Origin of the sequence: Massilia suwonensis, assembly GCF_042655665.1 — a bacterium.
GTDB classification, from domain to species: Bacteria; Pseudomonadota; Gammaproteobacteria; order Burkholderiales; family Burkholderiaceae_D; genus Telluria; species Telluria suwonensis.
Map to the genome: position 1 here is coordinate 1,043,002 of NZ_JBHSMR010000013.1, position 19,329 is coordinate 1,062,330.

At 68.7% G+C, this 19,329-nt stretch carries 15 protein-coding genes; 8 read left to right on the forward strand and 7 right to left on the reverse strand.

Annotated features, from left to right (window positions below; genetic code table 11):
• Nucleotide 1: 1 nt before the first annotated feature.
• The 4 genes from ACFPQ5_RS12640 to ACFPQ5_RS12655 form a co-directional block, all read right to left on the reverse strand.
• Nucleotides 2-2,389, reverse strand: coding sequence for a heavy metal translocating P-type ATPase (locus tag ACFPQ5_RS12640; RefSeq protein WP_379755835.1), 2,388 nt, complete (start codon nucleotides 2,387-2,389; stop codon nucleotides 2-4).
• Nucleotides 2,386-3,129 carry a sulfite exporter TauE/SafE family protein gene (locus tag ACFPQ5_RS12645; protein ID WP_379755838.1) on the reverse strand — a complete coding sequence of 248 codons (744 nt, stop codon included), beginning with the start codon at nucleotides 3,127-3,129 and terminating at the stop codon, nucleotides 2,386-2,388. The genes ACFPQ5_RS12640 and ACFPQ5_RS12645 overlap by 4 nt, the downstream gene beginning before the upstream one ends.
• 14 nt (nucleotides 3,130-3,143) lie before the next feature.
• The gene (gene hemN / locus ACFPQ5_RS12650) at nucleotides 3,144-4,595 is read right to left on the reverse strand and encodes an oxygen-independent coproporphyrinogen III oxidase (protein WP_379755841.1); all 1,452 of its coding nucleotides are present in this window, start codon (nucleotides 4,593-4,595) and stop codon (nucleotides 3,144-3,146) included.
• Between the two features lie 121 nt (nucleotides 4,596-4,716).
• Nucleotides 4,717-6,282, reverse strand: a complete 1,566-nt coding sequence (locus tag ACFPQ5_RS12655) for a methyl-accepting chemotaxis protein (RefSeq protein ID WP_379755844.1) — start codon at nucleotides 6,280-6,282, stop codon at nucleotides 4,717-4,719.
• Nucleotides 6,283-6,444: 162 nt separating this feature from the next.
• On the opposite strand from ACFPQ5_RS12655, the gene ACFPQ5_RS12660 reads away from it, so the two are divergent.
• The 7 genes from ACFPQ5_RS12660 to ACFPQ5_RS12690 all read left to right on the forward strand — a co-directional run bounded on the left by ACFPQ5_RS12660 (nucleotide 6,445) and on the right by ACFPQ5_RS12690 (nucleotide 14,699).
• The gene (locus tag ACFPQ5_RS12660) at nucleotides 6,445-7,665 is read left to right on the forward strand and encodes a metal-dependent hydrolase (RefSeq protein ID WP_379755847.1); all 1,221 of its coding nucleotides are present in this window, start codon (nucleotides 6,445-6,447) and stop codon (nucleotides 7,663-7,665) included.
• A 171-nt stretch (nucleotides 7,666-7,836) separates the two neighbouring features.
• Complete coding sequence (locus tag ACFPQ5_RS12665) at nucleotides 7,837-9,159, forward strand: sigma-54 dependent transcriptional regulator (RefSeq protein ID WP_379755850.1); 1,323 nt, start codon at nucleotides 7,837-7,839, stop codon at nucleotides 9,157-9,159.
• A gap of 464 nt (nucleotides 9,160-9,623) precedes the next feature.
• Nucleotides 9,624-11,471, forward strand: a complete 1,848-nt coding sequence (locus tag ACFPQ5_RS12670) for a hypothetical protein (protein WP_379755853.1) — start codon at nucleotides 9,624-9,626, stop codon at nucleotides 11,469-11,471.
• Between the two features lie 76 nt (nucleotides 11,472-11,547).
• Nucleotides 11,548-11,997 carry a hypothetical protein gene (locus ACFPQ5_RS12675; protein WP_379755856.1) on the forward strand — a complete coding sequence of 150 codons (450 nt, stop codon included), beginning with the start codon at nucleotides 11,548-11,550 and terminating at the stop codon, nucleotides 11,995-11,997.
• The gene (locus ACFPQ5_RS12680; RefSeq protein WP_379755859.1) at nucleotides 11,994-12,689 is read left to right on the forward strand and encodes a C39 family peptidase; all 696 of its coding nucleotides are present in this window, start codon (nucleotides 11,994-11,996) and stop codon (nucleotides 12,687-12,689) included. Before ACFPQ5_RS12675 ends, ACFPQ5_RS12680 begins: the two co-directional genes overlap by 4 nt.
• A 9-nt stretch (nucleotides 12,690-12,698) precedes the next feature.
• Complete coding sequence (locus tag ACFPQ5_RS12685; RefSeq protein WP_379755862.1) at nucleotides 12,699-13,214, forward strand: hypothetical protein; 516 nt, start codon at nucleotides 12,699-12,701, stop codon at nucleotides 13,212-13,214.
• A 24-nt stretch (nucleotides 13,215-13,238) separates the two neighbouring features.
• On the forward strand, nucleotides 13,239-14,699 hold the full coding sequence (locus ACFPQ5_RS12690) for an acetate kinase (protein WP_379755865.1): 1,461 nt from the start codon (nucleotides 13,239-13,241) through the stop codon (nucleotides 14,697-14,699).
• A 360-nt stretch (nucleotides 14,700-15,059) separates the two neighbouring features.
• Here ACFPQ5_RS12690 and ACFPQ5_RS12695 read toward each other — a convergent pair whose 3' ends face one another.
• Complete coding sequence (locus ACFPQ5_RS12695; protein WP_379755868.1) at nucleotides 15,060-16,226, reverse strand: 4-hydroxybenzoate 3-monooxygenase; 1,167 nt, start codon at nucleotides 16,224-16,226, stop codon at nucleotides 15,060-15,062.
• A 125-nt stretch (nucleotides 16,227-16,351) separates the two neighbouring features.
• Between ACFPQ5_RS12695 and ACFPQ5_RS12700 the strand changes: the two genes are divergently transcribed.
• Nucleotides 16,352-17,278 (forward strand): helix-turn-helix domain-containing protein, encoded by a 927-nt coding sequence (locus ACFPQ5_RS12700; RefSeq protein WP_379755871.1) that lies wholly within the window; start codon nucleotides 16,352-16,354, stop codon nucleotides 17,276-17,278.
• A 12-nt stretch (nucleotides 17,279-17,290) separates the two neighbouring features.
• On the opposite strand, the gene leuD is transcribed toward ACFPQ5_RS12700, so the two are convergent.
• Nucleotides 17,291-17,929, reverse strand: coding sequence for a 3-isopropylmalate dehydratase small subunit (gene leuD, locus ACFPQ5_RS12705; protein WP_379755874.1), 639 nt, complete (start codon nucleotides 17,927-17,929; stop codon nucleotides 17,291-17,293).
• Nucleotides 17,926-19,326 (reverse strand): 3-isopropylmalate dehydratase large subunit, encoded by a 1,401-nt coding sequence (gene leuC, locus ACFPQ5_RS12710; RefSeq protein ID WP_379755877.1) that lies wholly within the window; start codon nucleotides 19,324-19,326, stop codon nucleotides 17,926-17,928. Before leuC ends, leuD begins: the two co-directional genes overlap by 4 nt.
• Between the last annotated feature and the right edge of the window lie 3 nt (nucleotides 19,327-19,329).

Consider the following 19,329-nt stretch of genomic DNA (forward strand, 5'->3'; position numbering starts at 1 on the left):
TTCACTTCCTTAAACGGAGTGCATTGAGCACGACGATGGCCGAACTGGCGGCCATGCCGATGCTGGACAACCAGGGGTTGAGCAGGCCGCTCGCCGCGGCCGGAATCGCCAGCAGGTTGTAGGCGCTGGCCCAGGCCAGGTTCTGGCGGATCACGCGCAGCGTGCGCCTTGCCGTGTCCGCGGCGTCGAACAGCGGGGCCAGGCTGTCGCCCAGCAGTACGCCGTCCGCATGCAGCTGGGCCAGCGCCGCGCCCTGCCCCATCGCGAACGACACATCGGCGCCGCGCAGCACGGCGGCGTCGTTGACGCCATCGCCCACCATCGCCACCACCGCGCCTTCCTCCTGCAGGCGCCGCACGTAGGCCAGCTTCTCGTGCGGCAGCTGGCCGCCGACCGCGCGCTCGATGCCCGCCTGGCGGGCCAGCGCCTCCACCGCCGGCGTGGCGTCGCCGCTGAGCAGGATCACGGACTTGCCGGCCTGCTCGAAGCGGCGCACCAGTTCGCAGGCTTCGGGACGCAGCGTATCGGCGATATCGAAGCAGGCCAGCCAGGCGCCCGCGCGGCCGAGCCAGACGGTGCCGGCGTCAAGCCGCGTATCGGGCAAGCGCGCACGTCCCGCCAGCGGCGCGACGAAGGCGGCGCTGCCCAGGCGGTAGGCGACGCCGTCGACGCTGCCCGCGATCCCCTGCCCCATCACATAGTCGATGCCCTCGGCCGCCACAAGCGCCGGCGCCGCCGCCCGGACCGCCTCGGCCAAGGGATGCGCATTGCCGGCTTCCAGCGCGGCGGCGATGCGCAGGCAGGCTCCCTTATCCAGCCGGCCCAGCACGTGGGTGGCGCGCACGCGCGGCCGGCCCAGGGTCAGCGTGCCGGTCTTGTCGAACACGACATGGGTGGCGCGCTCCAGGGTTTCGAGCGTATGTGGGCTGACGGCCAGCACGCCGCGCCTGAGCAGGCTGCCGGTGGCCGCGGCCAGCGCGGTCGGCGTGGCCAGCGACAGCGCGCACGGGCAGGTCACGACCAGCACCGCGATCGTCGCCGGCAGCGCGCGCGCCGGGTCAAGGAAGGACCAGCCCAGATAGACAAGCGCGGCCAGCACCAGCAAGCCCGCCACCGACCAGGCGGCGACGCGGTCGGCCCACAGCGACACGACCGGCTTGCCCTGCCCCGCCTGTTCCACCAGGCGCATGAGAATCGCCAGCGTGCTCTCGCCCGCGGCCGCCGTCACCCGCAGCACGACGGCCTGGGCCACGTTGACGGCGCCACCGGGCAGCGTATCGCCCGGCCCCATGCGCCGTGTTGCGCTCTCTCCGCTCAGGAGCGACAGGTCGGCCTCGGTTGCGCCCTCCACAATGACGCCGTCGGCCGGCACCGCCGCGCCGGGCGCGACCAGCACCAGATCGCCCGCACGCAGGCGGCTTGCTGCGATCAGTTCGGTGGCGCGCCCCTGTGGGTAATCGAGCAGGCGCTGGGCGGATGCCGGCAAGGCATCCTGGAGCGCGGCCAGCGCGCTTGCGGCGCGGCGACGCGCGTCCAGCTCGAGATAGCGGCTACCCAGCAGCAGGAAGATGAACATCGTGACGGAATCGAACCAGATCTCCCCCTCCCCGCGCAGCAGCGCCACGGTGCTGCCGATGAAGGCGGCGCCGATGCCCAGCGCCACCGGCACGTCCATGCCAGGCAAGCCGCGGCGCAGGTCACGCCAGGCATTCGCGAAGAACGGTCGCGCCGAGTACAGCACGGCGGGCAGCGTCAGGAGAAAGGATGCCCAGCCCATCAGGGTGCGCATGTCGGCATCCATCGTGCCGTCGGCAGCCATGTAGACGGGGACGGCGTACATCATCACCTGCATCATCGCCAGGCCGGCTACGAACAGCTGGCGGAACAGGGTGCGGCGCTCGCGCGCCAGGTGCTCGCCGTGGCGGCGCGCATCGAAGGGATAGGCCGTGTAGCCGATCGCGCGCAGCGCGCGCAGGATGGTGCTGATTCGGCACCCGGCCGGGTCCCAGCGCACCTGCAGGCGCGCCGTACTCACGTTCAGGGTCGCTTCCAGCACGCCCGGCAAGGCCGCCACGCGGCGTTCGATCAGCCAGACGCAGGCGGCGCAGCGGATGCCCTCCACGCTGAAGCCGCCCGCGCCCGTATTGCCCGCTTCGTCGAACAGGTCCAGTTCCGCTGCGCCCGCCTCCTCCACGCGCGCGCCGAAGTCCGCGCGGGTCGCGTAGTAGTCGTCGCAGCCGGCATCGACGATGGCCTGGGCCGCGGCGGCGCAGCCGGGGCAGCACATGTCCTGTTTGACCCCGCCGATGCGCGCCTGCCAGCGCGGCCCGTCGGGCAGCGGCAGGCCGCAGTGAAAGCAGCCGGTCAGCTCGCGCGCGATCGCGTTCATGGCGCCACACACAAAGCCGAGAGCCAGCTGGCGGGCAGCCCACCAGCTGCGCGCGCGAGGCCCAACAGGCCGAAGCCGAGCACGATCGCGCCGCAGACCAGGCGCACGGCCCGCTTCTGCAGCCAGCCGCGCAGGCGCGCGCCGGCCAGCCCGAGCGCCATCATCATCGGCAGCGTGCCGAGGCCGAAGGCCAGCATCACGGCTGCGCCATGCGCGGCCGAGCCGCTCAGCATCGCGGTCACCAGCACGCTGTAGACCATCGCGCAGGGCAGCCAGCCCCACAGGGCACCGGCCGCGAACATGCGGCCGCCTGTGTCGGGCGGCCCCACACGGCGCAGCAGAGGAGCCACATGCTGCCAGAGACGGCGGCCGCCGTCCTCGATGCGGGCCACGCCGCGCCAGAGATCCATCAGGTACAGGCCGAGCGCGGCCAGCATCAGGTTGGCCGCGATATAGGCCGCACCCTGCAGCAGCGGCAGCGCGCTCCAGCGCGCCGCACCGCCGGCCAGCCCCCCAGCCAGCGCACCGGCGGCCGCGTAGCTTGCGATCCGTCCCGCGTTATAGGCCAGCGTGCGCGCAGCCGGTGTCGCATCGACCGCGTGCAGCGCAATCACGGGAGAACCAGGACGCACACGCGGCGGCGCCAGCGACAGCGCGCCGACGATCCCGCCGCACATGCCGGCGCAGTGGACGCTGCCCAGCAGGCCCACGACGAACAGCGGGAACAGGGAGACGCTCATGTCAGACACGCATTTCAAACAGTCTTCGAGTAGCGCGGCGCAGTGTCGGGCACGGCAAGATAGCGGTCGAACACCATGCACAGGTTGCGAATCAGCAGGCGCCCGCGCATCGTCACCGTGATCCACTCGCCGTCCATCGTGAGCAACCCGTCGCGCGCGTAATGGCGCAGTACGGCCAGTTCGGGCGCGAAGTAGGTAGCGAAGGCGATCGGGAAGGCCTGTTCGATAGCGGAAATCGACAGCTCGAACTGGCACATCAGTTTCTGGATGATGGCGCGGCGCAGCAGGTCGTCCATCCCGAGCGCGACGCCGCGCACGACGGGCAACTCGTTGTTGTCGAGGGCTTCGTAATAGGCTTCCAGCGTCTTCGCGTTCTGGCTGTAGGTGGCGCCCACCGCGCTGATGGCCGAGACGCCGCAGGACACCAGGTCGCTGTCGGCATGGGTCGAATAACCCTGGAAGTTGCGGTGCAGGCGGCCCTGGCGCTGGGCGATGGCGAGGTCGTCGTCGGGCTTGGCGAAATGGTCCATGCCGATGTAGACGTAGCCGGCTTCGGTCAGGCGCTCGATGCACAGCGCCAGCATGTCCAGCTTCTCGCCGCTCGATGGCATGTCCGCTTCCAGGATGCGGCGCTGCGGCTTGAAGACGTGCGGCAGGTGGGCGTAGTGGTAGAGCGAGATGCGGTCCGGACTGGCGTCGATGACCTTCGCGATGGTGGCGGCCATGGTTTCCAGGTTCTGCTTGGGCAGGCCGTAGATCAGGTCGATGCTGATCGAACGGAAGCCGGCGTCGCGCGCGGCGGCGATGATGGCGCGCGTCTCGGCCTCGGGCTGGACGCGGTTGACGGCCTTCTGCACGTCCGGATCGAAGTCCTGTACGCCCAGGCTGATGCGGTTGAATCCCTGGCGCCGCAGGCTGTGCACGCGCTCGGCTGACACGGTGCGCGGATCGACCTCGATCGAATACTCGCCCACCTCGTCCGGCGCGAAACGGAAGCTGCGGCGCAGGTGCACCATCAGGTCTCCCATCTGTTCATCAAGCAGGTAGGTCGGCGTGCCGCCGCCGAAGTGCAGCTGCTCGACCTCGTTCATGCCGGCGAACAGCGCGCCCTGCATCGCGATCTCGCGCTTCAGGTAGCCGAGATAGGTGCTCGCCTTCTCGCGGTTCCTGGTGACGATCTTGTTGCACGCGCAGTAGTAGCAGACCGTGTCGCAGAACGGGATGTGCAGGTAGAGCGACATCGGCCGCGCCGCACCGCGCGTACGCACCGCCGCCACCGCGTGCAGGTAGTCGCGGTAGCCGAAGCTGTCGCTGAAACGGTCGGCCGTCGGATACGAGGTGTAGCGCGGACCGTTCTTGCCGAGACGGTTGATCAGTTCGCCGTCGAACTCGACCTTGCTGCGCAATGGAACCGGGGGAAGCGGCGCCGTGCGGACCGCCGGGGTGGAAAGCTGCTGCTGATGCATGTGGACTCCTGCTGCCTGCCGCGTCGCGGGCTGCGAGACGGCTTGATGAGGAGGAGTCTATTGAGGCGGGTCAGCGAAATCCTTGATTTGGATCAAAATTGGCTGAGCTGGGCGGCGAAGCTCAGGCCGCCACCCCGAACTTGAACACCGACAGCGCCTGCGCCAGCCGCTTCGCCTCCTCCGCCACATTATTCGACGCCGCCGCCGACTGCTCGACCAGCGCCGCATTCTGGCGCGTGATCGCATCGAGCGCGGCCATGGCGGCATTCACTTCGCCCAGCTCGCCGCCCTGGGCGCGGCTGGCCTCGGTGATGTCGTGCATGATGCCGGCCGCGTCCTGCACCGAGGCGACCACTTCGCGCATGGTCTGGCCCGCTTCGCCGACCAGCAGATTGCCCTGCTCGACCTTCTCTACCGAGTCCTCGATCAGGGCCTTGATTTCCTTTGCCGCGCCGGCCGAGCGCTGGGCCAGGCTGCGCACTTCGCCGGCGACCACCGCGAAGCCGCGGCCCTGCTCGCCCGCGCGCGCCGCTTCCACCGCCGCGTTCAGGGCCAGAATATTGGTCTGGAAGGCGATGCCGTCGATCAGGCCGATGATGTCGACGATGCGGGTCGCCGAGGCGCTGATCTGGCCCATGGTCGCGCCCACGCGCTCGACCGCGTCGCCGCCGCGGCCGGCCACGCCCGCCGCCGCACCCACCAGGCCGTCGGCGCGGCGCGCGCTGTCGGCATTGCGGCCGGCGGCGCCCGCTACCTGACCGATGCTGGCCACCGTCTGCTCAAGGCTGGCGGCCTGGGATTCGGTGCGCCCGGCCAGGTCGAGGTTGCCGCTGGCGATGTCGCGCGTGGTCTGTTCGATCTCGCGCACGTTGCTGCGCACGTCGCCGACGATGGCCTGCAAATTGATGTTCAGCTGGCGCAGCGCGCGCAGGAGGTGGCCAAACTCGGGGCCGAATTCGTCGCTGCGCCCGGTGTCGGGCATGTGCGACAGGTCGCCGCCGGCGAGCGCATGCACGGCCTCGATCGCTTCGCCCAGCGGCGCGACGATGGCCCGGCGCAGGGCGGCCCAGGCTGCCAGGGTGCCCAGGACGCCGAGCGCGGCCAGGCCCTGCCAGAGGGGACCGCTTGCTACCAGGCCGAGCGCGGCCAGCAGCAGCGCCTGGCCGCCCATCGCCACGCCCAGGCGGCGTCCCAGCGGCCAGTGGCGCAGGCCCTGCAGGCGCGCAGCCAGGCCGGTACGCACGGCGCGGCCGCCGCGGATCGTCAGCGCGCCCTGCTCGCCGGCGCGGAACTTGCGGTACAGCTCGGTCGCAGCGGCAACCTGTGCGCGCGTGGGCGCGGTGCGCACCGACATGTAGCCGACGATCCGGCCCGCTTCCTTGACCGGCACCACGTTCGCCACCACCCAATAGAAGTCGCCGTTCTTGCGGCGGTTCTTGACCATGCCGGTCCAGGGCCGGCCGGACTGCAGCGTTTGCCAGAGGTCGGCGAAGGCTTCGGGCGGCATGTCGGGATGGCGCACGATGTTGTGCGCCTTGCCCAGCAGCTCGTGTTCCTCGAAACCGCTGACCTCGATGAAGCTGGGGTTGACGTAGGTGATGCGGCCCTTGGTATCGGTCTTCGAGACGATGGACTGGCCTGCTTCCATCCGGTATTCGATGCCGGTGACCGGCAAATTAGTGCGCACTGCGTTCTCCAGTATTGCCGTAAGGCAAAAATCAAAGACGCGATTTTAGGTCAGGCGCATTCACGGAATCCTTGATCTAGGTCAAATATTTCTGCTTGACTGTTCGAAACCGCGAGTTTGTGCTGGGCCCGCTACAAGCGCGGTCGATGCTAATATTGTCGAATGGACAATCTTACCCATTCCCTGGTCGGGCTTGCGCTCGGCGAACTGACCCATCGCCTGCTGCCGGCGCCGCCCGACGCCTCCGCGGCCAGCACGCGCCGCCGCCTGCTCCTGACCAGCGCAGCACTGGCCAGCAATTTCCCCGACCTCGACCTGGTGCTGACGCCGCTCGCCCCGGCGCCGCTCGGCTACCTGCTGCACCACCGCGGCCACACGCATACCCTGCTCTACGCGCTGCCGCAGGCCTTGCTGCTGCTGGCCGCGCTGTGGCTGTGCTGGCCGGCGGCGCGCGCCCTGCTGCGCACGGACGCGGCAACCCGCCGCGGACTTGCCGCCGCGATCGTGGCCGGCCTGCTGCTGCATTTCGGCATGGATGCCCTGAACGTGTACGGCATCCACCCGTTCGCGCCGTTCGACCCTCGCTGGTACTACGGCGATGCCGTGTTCATCGTCGAACCCGTGTTCTGGGTGGCGCTGGGCACGCCGCTGGCGGCGCACGTCGCGCGGCGCGGCTGGCGCCGGCTGCTGCTGGGCTTGCTGCTGGTGGTGCCGCTGCTGTTCACATTGAAAGGCTTCCTGCAATGGGGTTCGTATCTCCTGCTGGCGGCATTGTGGGCGCTGGCGCTGGTGCTGACACGGCGCCTGGGCGAACGGGCGGCGCTGCTGGCCGGGGTCGCCGTGACGGCCGGCTTCGTGCTGCTGCAGGGCGCGATGGCCGGCCAGGCGCGCGAGGCCTTGCGCGCGGCGCTGCGCCAGCACGACCCGGCGGCGCAGATCCTTGACCTGCCCCTGTCCGCGTTTCCGGCCAATCCATTGTGCTGGGGCGCGATCGCCATCACGCGCGAGGGAGCGGACGCCTACCGCATCCGCCGGGGCGTGCTGAGCCTGGCGCCGGGCATCGCGCCGGCCGCTTCCTGCCCGCCGGCAATCGGCGGCGTGCAGGTGACGGAAGGGACGGCCCCGGTCGCCTGGGCCTGGGAAGAGCAAGGCTCGATCGCGGCGCTGCGCGGGCGGATGGCGCGCGACTGCCGCTTCGAGGCCTGGCTGCGTTTTGCGCGCGCGCCCTCGCTGGCCAAGGGCGGCGCCACCGACGTGCGCTTCGGCATTCCGGGTGCGCCGAATTTCTCGACCCTGCCCATCGATACCGGCGCCGCCACAGCCTGCCCGCGCCATGTTCCGCAATGGGGTTTTCCGCGCGCCGACCTCCTCGGCCTGCACTAGCTTCGGCCCGCGGTCAAGCCCCGCGCATTGTCGAGTTGGTAACAAAACACGGCCATTTCAATTGTCGGGCAGACAACGACATCATGCGGTATGCTTAACCCACAGTTACAGTCTCGTGAAGAGTAGCCAACGGGGCTGTTCGCTGCGGCTGGCCTGACGCGAGGAGATTGGATGATCCCGAAACGATTACTCTGCATTTCGCCCGACGACCTGGTGGCAGTCGACCTGCTGCGGGCGGACATGCCCGACTGGCACATCCGCACCGTGCGCAGTTTCGACGAGGCGCGCTCGGAACTGCGCCAGGAGCCTTACCTGGTCGGGTTGTTGATGCAGGTGATCGGCGGACGGCCGCATCTCGAGGTCGAGCGCTTCCTGCGCGAGCACAGCCAGGTGCACTGGGTGGGAGTCGCCAAGGCCGACACCCTGGCGGCGCCGGCCTGGCGCGACCTGGTGGCCGACTACCTGTGCGACTACCACACGCTGCCGCTCGACACCCGGCGCCTGGCCCACACGCTCGGCCATTCGCATGGGCACGCCCTGCTGCGCCGGCCGCGTCCGCGTCCGGGCACGGCGCCCTCTTCCCTGATCGGCAGCTGCGACGCCATGCTGCGCCTGCGCAGCCAGGTCGAGCGGGTCGCCAAGGTCGATGCGCCGGTGCTGATCTGGGGCGAAAGCGGCAGCGGCAAGGAACTCACGGCCCAGGCCATCCACCGCCAGTCGCTGCGCTCGACCGGCCCCCTGGTGCCGATCAATTGCGGCGCGATCGCCCCCAACCTGATCCACTCCGAACTGTTCGGCTACGAGCGCGGCGCCTTCACCGGCGCGGCGCGCGACAAGGTCGGCCTGATCGAGTCGGCCAACGGCGGCACGCTCTTCCTCGACGAAATCGGCGACCTGCCGAAAGACCTGCAGGCGAACCTGCTGCGCTTCCTGCAGGATAAAACCATCATCCGGCTCGGCGCCACGCGCACCATTCCCGTGGACGTGCGCGTCATCTCGGCCTCGCACGTGGACCTGCAAAAGGCGGTGGCGCGCGGCGATTTTCGCGAAGACCTGTACTACCGGCTCTCGGTGCTGCCGGTCACAGTGCCCTCGCTGCGCGAACGGCGCGAAGACCTGGTCGAACTGGCCGAACACTTCTTCCAGCTGCATGCAGCCGACAAGTCGCCGCGCCTGAAGGGCTTCAGCAGCAAGGCCCTGGCGGCCATCGCGGCCCACGACTGGCCCGGCAATGTGCGCGAGCTGATCAACCGGGTGCGGCGCGCCCTTGTCATGGCCGACGGCAAGTGGATCGAGCCGGACGACCTCGACCTCACCGTACCCTCGCCGCCGATCGAGGCCGTGCTCGACGACGCGCGCTGCAGCTCCGAGCGCCTCGCGATCCGCGCCTGCCTCGACCGCACCGGCCAGAACGTCAGCCGCGCCGCGCGCGACCTCGGCGTCTCGCGCACGACGATGTACCGCCTGCTTGCCAAGCACGGCATGCGGCCCTGAGCCACCCCGCTTCCCTCCCGCCTTTCCGTTTCCCTCTTGTTAGCCGGCCCAGGCGGCGCAGCGCGCTGCTCGCCTGCGTTCGCCTATCGCGGCACTTAGCTCAGGCACAACCCCTCGACTATCCGCCCCGGGCAGCGTCACGCGCCAGGAAGCGGCAACTAGGCCGTTCTCCCCCAGCCGGGTGCCGCGGGCGCCGTACCGCCGTGTCAGCTCAAGTGCGACAGTGTCCGCGTCCAGCTCGGCAAAACGGTACACAAATGTTCCGAATCCGGTACACCTCGCATCCGTTAGATTCCTAACAACAATTCTCACGCGCAATTTCGTCATTTCGTAGAGGAATTATGCTTTTGTATCAAGGATTTGAGAATACTCATCCGCAGCCTGGCATCGCTCTTGCATATACCCGAGTTCAGCTGGTCCGCATGCCAGTCGAACTCAACCACTTACACCCTAGGGGAATTTGCATGAACAAGACTTTGCTCGTTACCGCCCTGTCGCTCGCTTTCGGTCTGAATGCCCAAGCCCAGACGACGGATCCGACCACCGACAATTCCGACAATTCGACTGTCACCCGTACCGTGACGCGTACCACTGACAATTCCAACCAGGGGAACAATTCGTCGACCAACGACAACTCGAATCAAGGCAATAATTCGTCGACCAACTCGACCGACAATTCGAACCAGGGCAACAATTCCTCGACCAACACGGCTGACAACTCGAACCAGGGTAACGATTCGTCGTCGCGCGACAACTCGAACCAGGGCAACGATTCGTCGACCCACACGGCCGACAATTCGAACCAGAACAACGATTCGTCCTCGCGCGACAGCTCGGGCCAGAACAACAGCAGCGGCGCATCGCGCGCCGCCGGCACCGGCGCTGTCGCCGCCAACAACGGCGGCTCGGCAACGTCGACCTTCTCGAACTCCTTCAACACCTCGAGCGCCACGGCGAACAGCACCCTGAACGGCACCGTGACGGGCAACTCGATCAGCAACATCGGCAACATCGCCAACAACATGGGCAACGCCAACGGCGGGCGCGCAACCGGCGGCGCAGGTGCAGCCGGCATGGGCGGCAATGCACGCGGCGACGGCGGCGCGGGCGCGGCCGGCAGCGGCGGCCAGGCAGCATCGGGTTCGACCGGCGGCAACGCCTCGAGCGGCGGCGCCAACGGCGGCAGCGCCATGGCCGGCGCGGCGACGGCAGGCTCCGGCGGCGCCGGCGGCCTGGCTTCGAACGCATCGAGCGGTTCGGGCGCCGAAGGCGGTGCGGGCGGTTCGGGTGGTTCGGGCGGCTCGAGCGGCAATGCCGGCGGCGGCACGGCCGGTGACGGCGGCAACTCGGGCCGTACCGTGGCAGGCGCCGGCGGCGCAGGCGGCGGCACCGGCTCGGCAACGGGCGGCGCAGGCGGCAACGGCGCAGCCGGTGCAGCGGGCGGCATGGGCGGCGCAGGCGCGGCCGGCGGCCGTGGCGCGGCTGGCGGCATGGTGAGCACGGGCGGCGCGACCGCGACCGGCGATACCTCGGGCGCGGGCTCCTCGGCCGGCGGCAACATGGCATCGAGCGGCAGCGGCGCATCGACCCCGGATTCGACCGGCGGCGCCAGCGGCGCGGCTGACGGCGGCGCATCGACCAGCACCGGCGGCACCAACACCGGCGCGTCGAACACCGCATCGACCGGCACCGGCACGGGCGGCGCAGGCGGCGCGGGTGCGGCAGGCGGCGCAGGCGGCGCGGGTGCTGCAGGCGGCGCAGGCGGCACGGCAGGTTCGGGCGCCACCGCTTCGAACACCTCGGGTTCGGGCGCAGCGGGCGGCACGGCAACGGGCGGCACCGGCGGCGCAGGCGGCTCGGCAACGGCCGGCACCTCGACCGGCGGCGCAGGCGCGGCAGCCGGCGCGGGCGGTGCGGGCGGCTCGACCGGCCTGGCATCGAACACCGGCGGCGCAGGTTCGTCGGGCGGCGCAGCGACCTCGGGCAGCGCCACCAGCGGCACGGCGACCTCGGGCACGGCAACGGGCGGCACCGGCGGCGCAGGCGGGGGCGGCGGCACCGGCACCGGCGCCGCGGGCGCCGCCAGCGGCGCCAACACCGCGGGCACCGGCACCGGCGGCGCCGGCGGCGCGGCCACCGGCGGCGCGGGCGGCACCAACATGGTCGACGCGGGCTCCTTCGACATGTCGAACGCCATGACCAACGTCGGCCAGTCGGCTGCCGGCGTGATGGTCGTCAGCCAGAACAACGGCTTCTCGTCCCTGATCCAGCAAAGCGTCAACGTCCAGAGCAACCTGGCCGTCGGCCCATAAGCTGACTCACGCAATGTAGTACCGGACTGCCGCGCCCTTCCCCGGCGCGGCAGTTTTCCGGATTCAGGGAGAGACGATGAACACGATTTTTGTATTGCGCAGGCCGTTCCAGGCTTGCACCCTCGCGCTGGCAGCCGCCCTGGCGGGCCAGGCAGGCGCCGCCGAACCGGCCGCACTGACGGCGGAACAGATCGGCACCCCGGCCATCGCCGGCATCGAACAGCTGTTCGCGGCGACGCCCGCACCGCTGCAGGAGAAACACACCCTTTCCATCGGCGGCGCCCAGGTCGAGGCCGTCGATCTCGGCACGCTCGAACACGAACGCGGCCGCGAAGATACGGTCCGCCAGGACACCAGGCTCAACGGCGACGTGGCGAACAACAGCGCCGTCAACGTCCAGACAGGATCGAACTCGATCGATTCCGGCTCCTTCGCCAACATGTCCGGCATTCCGGTCGTGATCCAGAACAGCGGCGCCAATGTCCTGATCCAGAACGCCACCGTCATCAACTTGCAGTTCCAATGAGACACCGTCTGTTTGCCTGCACGCTTGCACTCCTGCTCGGCACGGCCGGCATGCAGGCTGACGCGCAGGCTGCCGAACTGTCGCTGCCCAGCGGCATGCGCGTCGGCAGCATGCCCGTCAAGAGCATGAAGGACCTGCGCTTCCAGGCCACCCTGCGCCAGCAGTACGACTTCAGCTGCGGCTCGGCCGCGCTGGCCACGCTGCTGACCCACCACTACGGCACGCCGACGACGGAACAGGACGCCTTCCAGGCGATGTTCACGACGGGCGACCAGCAAAAGATCCGGCGCGAGGGCTTTTCGCTGCTCGACATGCAGCGCTTCCTGAAAAGCCGTGGCTTCACGGCCAACGGCTTCCAGCTGCCGCTCGACAAACTGATCGAAGCGAAGCTGCCCGCCATCGTGCTCGTCTCCGACAACGGCTATCACCATTTCGTCGTGGTCAAGGGCGCGCAGGACGGGCGCATCCTGCTGGGCGACCCGTCGCGCGGCACGCGCCTGATGGCGCGCGAGCGCTTCGAATCGATCTGGGCCAACCGGATCCTGTTCGTGATCCACGAAGCCCCCGTCAAACCCGGCTTCAACCTGGCGGCCGACTGGCGCAATGCGCCGCGGGCACCGCTCGACGAAGGCGCGCTGCGCTCGCTCGACAGCATCTACGGGTTGCCGAAGTTCGGCCCCGGCGAATTTTAAGGAATTTGTATGCGCCTACTCCCTTCCCTGCCGCTCCTCCTGCTGTCGATGGCGGGCGCGGTACCGGCAGCAGCGGCAGCACCGGACGAAGCGCCGCCCACGGCCTTCGACGCCGCCAATGCCGTCGACAGCGCCACCCTCGGCGAAGCGCGCGGCGGCTTCCTGACCGGCGACGGCCTGATGGTCAATCTCGGCCTGGAGCGCCTGGTCAGCATCAACGGCAACGTTGTCGAACGCACCGAATTGCAGCTGGGCGACATCGGCAAGCTGGCCCGCGGCGAAGCAAGCCTGCCCGCCGAAGCGCTCGGCGAGCTGCGCCTGATCCAGAACGGCGACGTGCGCAGCCTGGCCGGCAATGCCCAGAACCTGCTGGGCGGCACCATCATCCAGAACTCGCTGAACGACCAGCTGATCAAGAACCAGACCTCCATCAACGCCACCGTCAACACCGCTGGAATGTTACGTGCGCTCAATTTTGGCACAAGCCTGAATAATGCTTTGTCAACAGCCGTCGCACCCCGCTGACGGCTCAATATCATGGAGAGATGTATGCAGAAATTCCCGGCGCTATGTGCTGGAGCACTCGCCGTCAGTGCTGCCTTCTGCGCCTTGCCGGCGCAGGCGCAATCGGTGGAGGAACTGGTCGAGCAGGTCAAGGCGATGCGCCAGCAGCTCGACTCGCAGCGTGCGCGCATCGACGAACTCGAGCGCGACGTGCGCACGGCGCGTGCCACGGCACCGCAGCCTGTGCCGGTCCCGGCTCCCGTTCCGGCGACCCGGAACGCCCCGATGCTGGCCGGCGGCGCCGTCTCGAAAGAAGCGCTCGAAGGCGCGCGCGGCACCGGCAATGCGCCGCTCGATCCCGCCGCGGGTTCGCCACTGGCCGGCGGCCTGACCGTGCCCGCATCCGGCAGCCAGCTCGACGCCATGCGCGGCACGGGCGGTACACCGCAGCAGCCGGCCGCACCGGCCGCACCCGTGGGCGGACCGGCCAGCGCACCGACCGCGCCGACCAACACCGCCGCCGTCGGCCGTGCCCCGAGCGAGAACGGCCGTCCGCGCGAAGTCGCTCCGATCTTCGAGCAGCCCGGCGTGCTGACCCCGCGCGGCAAATACGTCTTCGAACCGGCCTTCCAGTACGCCTACTCGTCGAGCAACCGCGTGGCTCTGGTCGGCTATACCGTGATCCCGGCCCTGCTGATCGGCCTGGTAGACGTGCGCGAAGTGAAACGCAATACCAGCACCGCCACCGTCACCCTGCGCCGCGGCCTGACCAACCGTTTCGAGGTCGAGGCCAAACTGCCTTACGTCTACCGCAGCGACGCCACCGTCAGCCGCGAAGTCTTCACCGGCACCGCGGTCGAGCGCGCTTTCGAGACCAGCGGCAAGGCGGTCGGCGACGTCGAACTGGCGGCGCGCTACCAGCTCAACGACGGCGGCGTCGACAAGCCCTTCTTCATCGGCGGCCTGCGTTTCAAATCGCGCACCGGCAAGGACCCGTTCGAAGTCACGACCGACTGCCAGCGCCGCTGTGTCGGCGAAAACATCACCGGTTCCGGCCTGCCGCTGGAACTGCCCACCGGTTCCGGCTTCTACTCGCTGCAGCCGAGTTTGACCTGGCTGTTCCCGTCGGATCCGGCCGTGTTCTTCGGCAGCTTCAGCTACCTGCACAACTTCAAGCGCGACGTCTCGCGCACCGTGCTGAACGGCGAACAGGAGTCGCTCGGCGAAGTCGCGCCGGGCGGCGTGTTCGGCTTCAATTTCGGCATGGGCCTGGCGCTCAACGACAAGGCCTCGTTCAGCGTCGGCTACGACCACAACTCGGTCGCCCGTACCAAGCAGAACGGGGTGACGGTGCCGGGCTCGGTGCGCATGCAGCTGGGCACCCTGCTGATCGGCTACTCCTACCGCCTCGACAACAAGAAAACCCTCAGCGTGGCCGTCGGCGCCGGCCTGACGCGCGATACGCCGGACGTCACGCTGATGGTGCGGGTGCCGATGTCGTTCTGAGTTTTCTTCCGTCTCAACGGGCACGCCTGGCCGGCTTCGGCCGGGCGCGGGCCCCTGAACTGTTCAGTTGTTGACCGTGAGCTTTTACACCGATTTACGCTAGCGCGCCGGCCTTCGCCAGTCGCGCTGGCCCAGGTCCGCGCTAGACTTTCCCCGGACACCCGTTCAGCGACCTGAGGAAATCGTATGGAAACGCCCGCGCTCGTTGCAACCCTGATGGAACGCGCCCGCCTGGTGATGCAATTCGGCATCTGCCACGCCTACGACCTGTTCGTCCGGCCCCATGTACCCGCCCCTCCCAAATACGATCCGGCAGCGGATCGCGCAGCGCGACGCCGCGCGCTGCGAGCGCGGCGGCGGCTAGAACGCCCCCACATAGTTCTCGGCCAGCGCCGTGCGCATCGCCCGCGAGGCCACGACGTTCTCCAGCTCCGCGCGCTGGATGCGGCGCTCGAAGGGAGACGCGTCGGCAAAGGTATGCAGCAGGCGCGTCATCCACCACGAGAAGTATTCGGCGCGCCAGACACGTTTTAAGGCCGCTTCCGAATAGCCGTTCAGCCCGTCTTCCGTACCCTGCTTGTAGAAGGCGTCCAGCGCCCCCGCCAGGATGCGCACGTCCGAAATGGCGAGATTCATGCCCTTGGCCCCAGTCGGCGGCACGATGTGGGCGGCGTCGCCGGCCAGGAACAGGCGGCCATGGCGCATCGGGGCGCACACGAAACTGCGCATGCCGATGATCCCCTTCTGGAAGATCTTGCCCTCCTTCAGTTTCCAGCCGTCGTTGTGCTCCAGGCGCGCGTGCAGCTCGGACCAGATGCGGTCGTCCGACCAGTGCTCGACCTTGTCGTGCGGATCGCACTGGAAATAGAGGCGCTGCACCGTGGGCGAGCGGGTGCTGACCAGGGCGAAGCCGCGCTCGTGCTGGGCGTAGATCAGCTCGTCCGACGAGGGAGCAGACTCGACCAGGATGCCGAACCAGCCGAACGGATACACGCGCTGGAAGTCCTCGCGCGTCCCGGGCGGGAACATCGGGCGCGAGACGCCGTGGAAGCCGTCAGCGCCGATCACGAAGTCGGCATCGATGCGCTGCGCCTCGCCGCCCTGCACGAAGGTGACCGACGGCGTGGACGTGTCGATGTCGTGCAGCGCCACCTCGCTGACTTCGAAGCGCAGGTCGCCGCCGGCCGCCAGGCGCGCCGCCACCAGGTCGATGATGACCTCGTGCTGCGGATAGACGGTAATCGCGCGGCCCGTCAGTTCGGTGAGGTCGATGCGGTGGCGCTCGCCGCCGAAGGCGAACTCGAAGCCGTGGTGCAGCGCCCCTTCGCGCCGCATGCGTTCGCCGACGCCGGACTCGTTGAGGATGTCCATGCTGCCCTGTTCGAGCACGCCGGCGCGGATGGTCGCCTCGATGTCGGCGCGGCTGCGCAGCTCGAGCACGATCGATTCGATACCCTGCAGGTGCAGCAGGTGGGAAAGCAGAAGGCCGGCGGGGCCGGCGCCGACGATGGCGACCTGGGTGCGCATGATGATGTCTCCGTTTCTAGGTTGTTGACATCATCCTATTCCCGGCGCGGCCCAATATGAATGGATCAAACCCGAAAAAACTTGTACTATTTTTTCATTCGCCTTCTGTTCACCGCTTACCCGCCATGCCAGCCACCTCCGCCGCCCTGCCCTCGACTGTCCCCGAATTCGCCCTGTACGGCGAGGCCACGCGGGGCAAGGATGCGGAAGCGGTCCACATCGAGCTGATCGAGACGCGCAGCCGCAAGTACGACTGGCACATCGGCACCCATACCCACGCCGGCCTGTTTCAGGTACTTTTTTTACTTGGCGGACAGGTTCGCGCGAACATCGACGGCGACCTGTGGGAATGCGACGGACCGGTGGCGCTGACCATCCACCCGTCCCTGCCGCACGGTTTCGATTTTTCGGAGGAAGCCCACGGCTACGTGCTGACGGTGGACCAGAACATGCTGTTCGCCGCCAGCGGCCACGAGGGCGACCTGTTTTCGCCGCTGTTCGTGCAGCCGCTGGCGATCGGCCTGGGCGCCGCGCCCGAGCTGCTGGCGCGCATCGAGGCCCTGCTGCAAAACCTGATCCACGAGGCCGCCTGGCCGCGCCACGGCCACACCCTGATGCTGGAATGGCTGGCGCGCAGCACCTTGCTGATGCTGGTCCGGGTGCAGGCCGAACGGCGCATCCTCGAGAACTCGGGCCGCGGCGACTTCGAACTGTTCACGCGCTTCCGCGTCGAAGTCGAGCGCCATTACAAGGAACAATGGCAGGTGGGACAGTACGCCAACCTGCTGCGCGTGGCGCCGGCGCGCCTGAACCGGCTGTGCCTGAAACTGGCGGGCAAGTCGGCCTTCGAGATCACCCAGGAGCGGCTGATGCTGGAAGCCTGCCGCAAGCTGACCTATGTGCCGGCAGGGGTGGCGAGCATTGCCTACGAGCTGGGGTTCCAGGATCCGGCCTATTTCAGCAGGTTGTTCAAGAAACTGGTGGGGGTGACGCCGAAGGAATACCGGCAGCAGGCAGCCGGCAAGGCCGAGGGCGGCGGCGCCGCCCCCTGAACACGCCGTCCGTCAGGCCGCCTGCGCGTCGAGCCGGGCGCGTGCATGCGCGGCCACGTCCGCCAGCCAGGGATTGTCCTCGCGCCATTTGGTGGCGAAGGCTTCGATGGCGGTCAGGTGCTGCAGCGAAGCGCCCAGCATGTCGAGGCCGTCCATGAACATGCGGCGATGACGTTCGCTGAGCGTGAAGCGCGCCGTGCCGACGACGCTCGTCACTTCCAGCCGCTCGACGTCGATCCGAACGTGCAGCGGTCCTTCCTGCGCGAACAGCTGCTCCATGTAGGCGGGCGGCACGGTCGCCAGCATCAGGCCGTTGTTCATGGCGTTGGAGTAAAAAATCTCGCCGAAGCTGGATGCGACGATGGCCTTCACGCCGAATTGCTGCAAGCCCCAGACCGCGTGCTCGCGGCTCGATCCGCAACCGAAGTTGGCGCCGCCCAGCAGGATCGGCGCATGCGCATAGACCGGCTGGTTCAGCACGAAGTCGGCGCGTGGTTGGCCGGCCGCGTCGAAACGCAGGTCGTACAGGACGCCGCGGTCCAGGCCCGCCTTGTCGATGCCGCGCAGGAACTGCTTCGGCATGATCTGGTCGGTGTCGAGGTTGGCGATCGGGAGCGGCGCAGCGACTCCCTCGATGATGGTGTGCTTCATACTGCTTCCTCCAGCAGGCTGCGGACGTCGGTGATCTTGCCGGTCACCGCGGCGGCGGCGGCCATGGCCGGGCTCATCAGATGGGTGATCGCTCCCCTGCCCTGGCGGCCTTCGAAATTGCGGTTGGTGGTCGAGGCGCAGCGGGTGCCGGGAGCCAGTACGTCGTCGTTCATGGCCAGGCACATCGAGCAGCCGGGTTTGCGCCACTCGAATCCGGCGGCGATCAATTGCGCCGCGATGCCTTCGCGCTCGGCCTGCTCGCGCACCGCGCCCGAGCCGGGCACGACCATCGCGCGCACGCCTGGTGCCACCTTGCGCGTGCCGACCACGTCGGCTACCGCACGCAGGTCCTCGATGCGGCCGTTGGTGCAGGAGCCGATGAAGACGTGCTGGACGTCCACGCCGGCAATCGGCATGCCGCTGGCCAGCCCGGCGTACTGCAGCGCCCGCGCGTCGGAGGCGTCGCGCGCGGCCGGCACCAGGCTCGTCACCGGCATCGCCTGGTCGGGACTCGTGCCCCAGGTGACGATCGGCGCCAGCTCGGCGGCGTCAAACACGTGTTCGACGTCGAAACGGGCATCCGGATCGGAGGCCAGCAGGCGCCAGCGCGCCTCTGCCCGTGCGCGCAGGTCGGCGTCGCCGGCCAGGTCCGGGCAGTGCTCGAGCACGTAGCGCAGCGCCGTCTCGTCGGGCGCGATCAGGGCGCCGCGCGCGCCTGCTTCCACCGCCATGTTGCAGAGGGTGAAGCGCGCCTCGATGCTGAGCGCGTCGATCGTCGAACCGCAGAATTCGACTACATAACCACGCGCGCCCTGGGCGCCGATGCGCGCGATCACCATCAGCACCAGGTCCTTGGCCGTGGTGCCAGGGGGCAGCGCGCCGTCAATGCGGATGCGCATGTCGCCGGCCAGGCGGTAGACCAGGGTCTGCGTCGCCAGCAGGTGCTCGACCTCGGTGGTGCCGATGCCGAAGCCCAGCGCCCCGAGTGCGCCATAGGTCGTCGTATGGCTGTCGCCGCAGATCACCACCATGCCGGGACGGATCATGCCGTGTTCCGGGGCGATCACGTGCTCGATGCCCTGGAAGCGGTCGTTGGTGTCGAACAGCGGGATGCCGTGGCGCTCGCAGTTGCGCTTGAGGTTGCTGGCCTGGAGGGCCGAGTCGCCATCCGCGATGATCCGCAGCTTGTCGGCATGGGTCGGGATGATGTGGCTGACGGTGGCCACGTTCTGGCCTGGGTATAAAGTCTTCAGGCCGCGCTCATGCAGGCCGGCAAAGGCTTGCGGGCTGGTGTACTCGTTCATCAGGTGCAGGTCGGCGTACAGCAGGACGTTGTCGGCGTCCAGTTGCACGACCGTGTGCGCGTCCACCAGCTTGCGGTATAGGGTCTTGCTCATGTC

What these genes read in the sequence shown, in the direction of transcription:
- ACFPQ5_RS12640 (WP_379755835.1), bottom strand. Translation starts at nt 2,389, where the DNA reads ATGAACGCGATCGCGCGCGAGCTGACCGGCTGCTTTCACTGCGGCCTG.
- ACFPQ5_RS12645 (WP_379755838.1), bottom strand. Translation starts at nt 3,129, where the DNA reads ATGAGCGTCTCCCTGTTCCCGCTGTTCGTCGTGGGCCTGCTGGGCAGC.
- hemN (WP_379755841.1), bottom strand. Translation starts at nt 4,595, where the DNA reads ATGCATCAGCAGCAGCTTTCCACCCCGGCGGTCCGCACGGCGCCGCTT.
- ACFPQ5_RS12660 (WP_379755847.1), top strand. Translation starts at nt 6,445, where the DNA reads ATGGACAATCTTACCCATTCCCTGGTCGGGCTTGCGCTCGGCGAACTG.
- ACFPQ5_RS12665 (WP_379755850.1), top strand. Translation starts at nt 7,837, where the DNA reads ATGATCCCGAAACGATTACTCTGCATTTCGCCCGACGACCTGGTGGCA.
- ACFPQ5_RS12670 (WP_379755853.1), top strand. Translation starts at nt 9,624, where the DNA reads ATGAACAAGACTTTGCTCGTTACCGCCCTGTCGCTCGCTTTCGGTCTG.
- ACFPQ5_RS12675 (WP_379755856.1), top strand. Translation starts at nt 11,548, where the DNA reads ATGAACACGATTTTTGTATTGCGCAGGCCGTTCCAGGCTTGCACCCTC.
- ACFPQ5_RS12680 (WP_379755859.1), top strand. Translation starts at nt 11,994, where the DNA reads ATGAGACACCGTCTGTTTGCCTGCACGCTTGCACTCCTGCTCGGCACG.
- ACFPQ5_RS12685 (WP_379755862.1), top strand. Translation starts at nt 12,699, where the DNA reads ATGCGCCTACTCCCTTCCCTGCCGCTCCTCCTGCTGTCGATGGCGGGC.
- ACFPQ5_RS12690 (WP_379755865.1), top strand. Translation starts at nt 13,239, where the DNA reads ATGCAGAAATTCCCGGCGCTATGTGCTGGAGCACTCGCCGTCAGTGCT.
- ACFPQ5_RS12695 (WP_379755868.1), bottom strand. Translation starts at nt 16,226, where the DNA reads ATGCGCACCCAGGTCGCCATCGTCGGCGCCGGCCCCGCCGGCCTTCTG.
- ACFPQ5_RS12700 (WP_379755871.1), top strand. Translation starts at nt 16,352, where the DNA reads ATGCCAGCCACCTCCGCCGCCCTGCCCTCGACTGTCCCCGAATTCGCC.
- leuD (WP_379755874.1), bottom strand. Translation starts at nt 17,929, where the DNA reads ATGAAGCACACCATCATCGAGGGAGTCGCTGCGCCGCTCCCGATCGCC.
- leuC (WP_379755877.1), bottom strand. Translation starts at nt 19,326, where the DNA reads ATGAGCAAGACCCTATACCGCAAGCTGGTGGACGCGCACACGGTCGTG.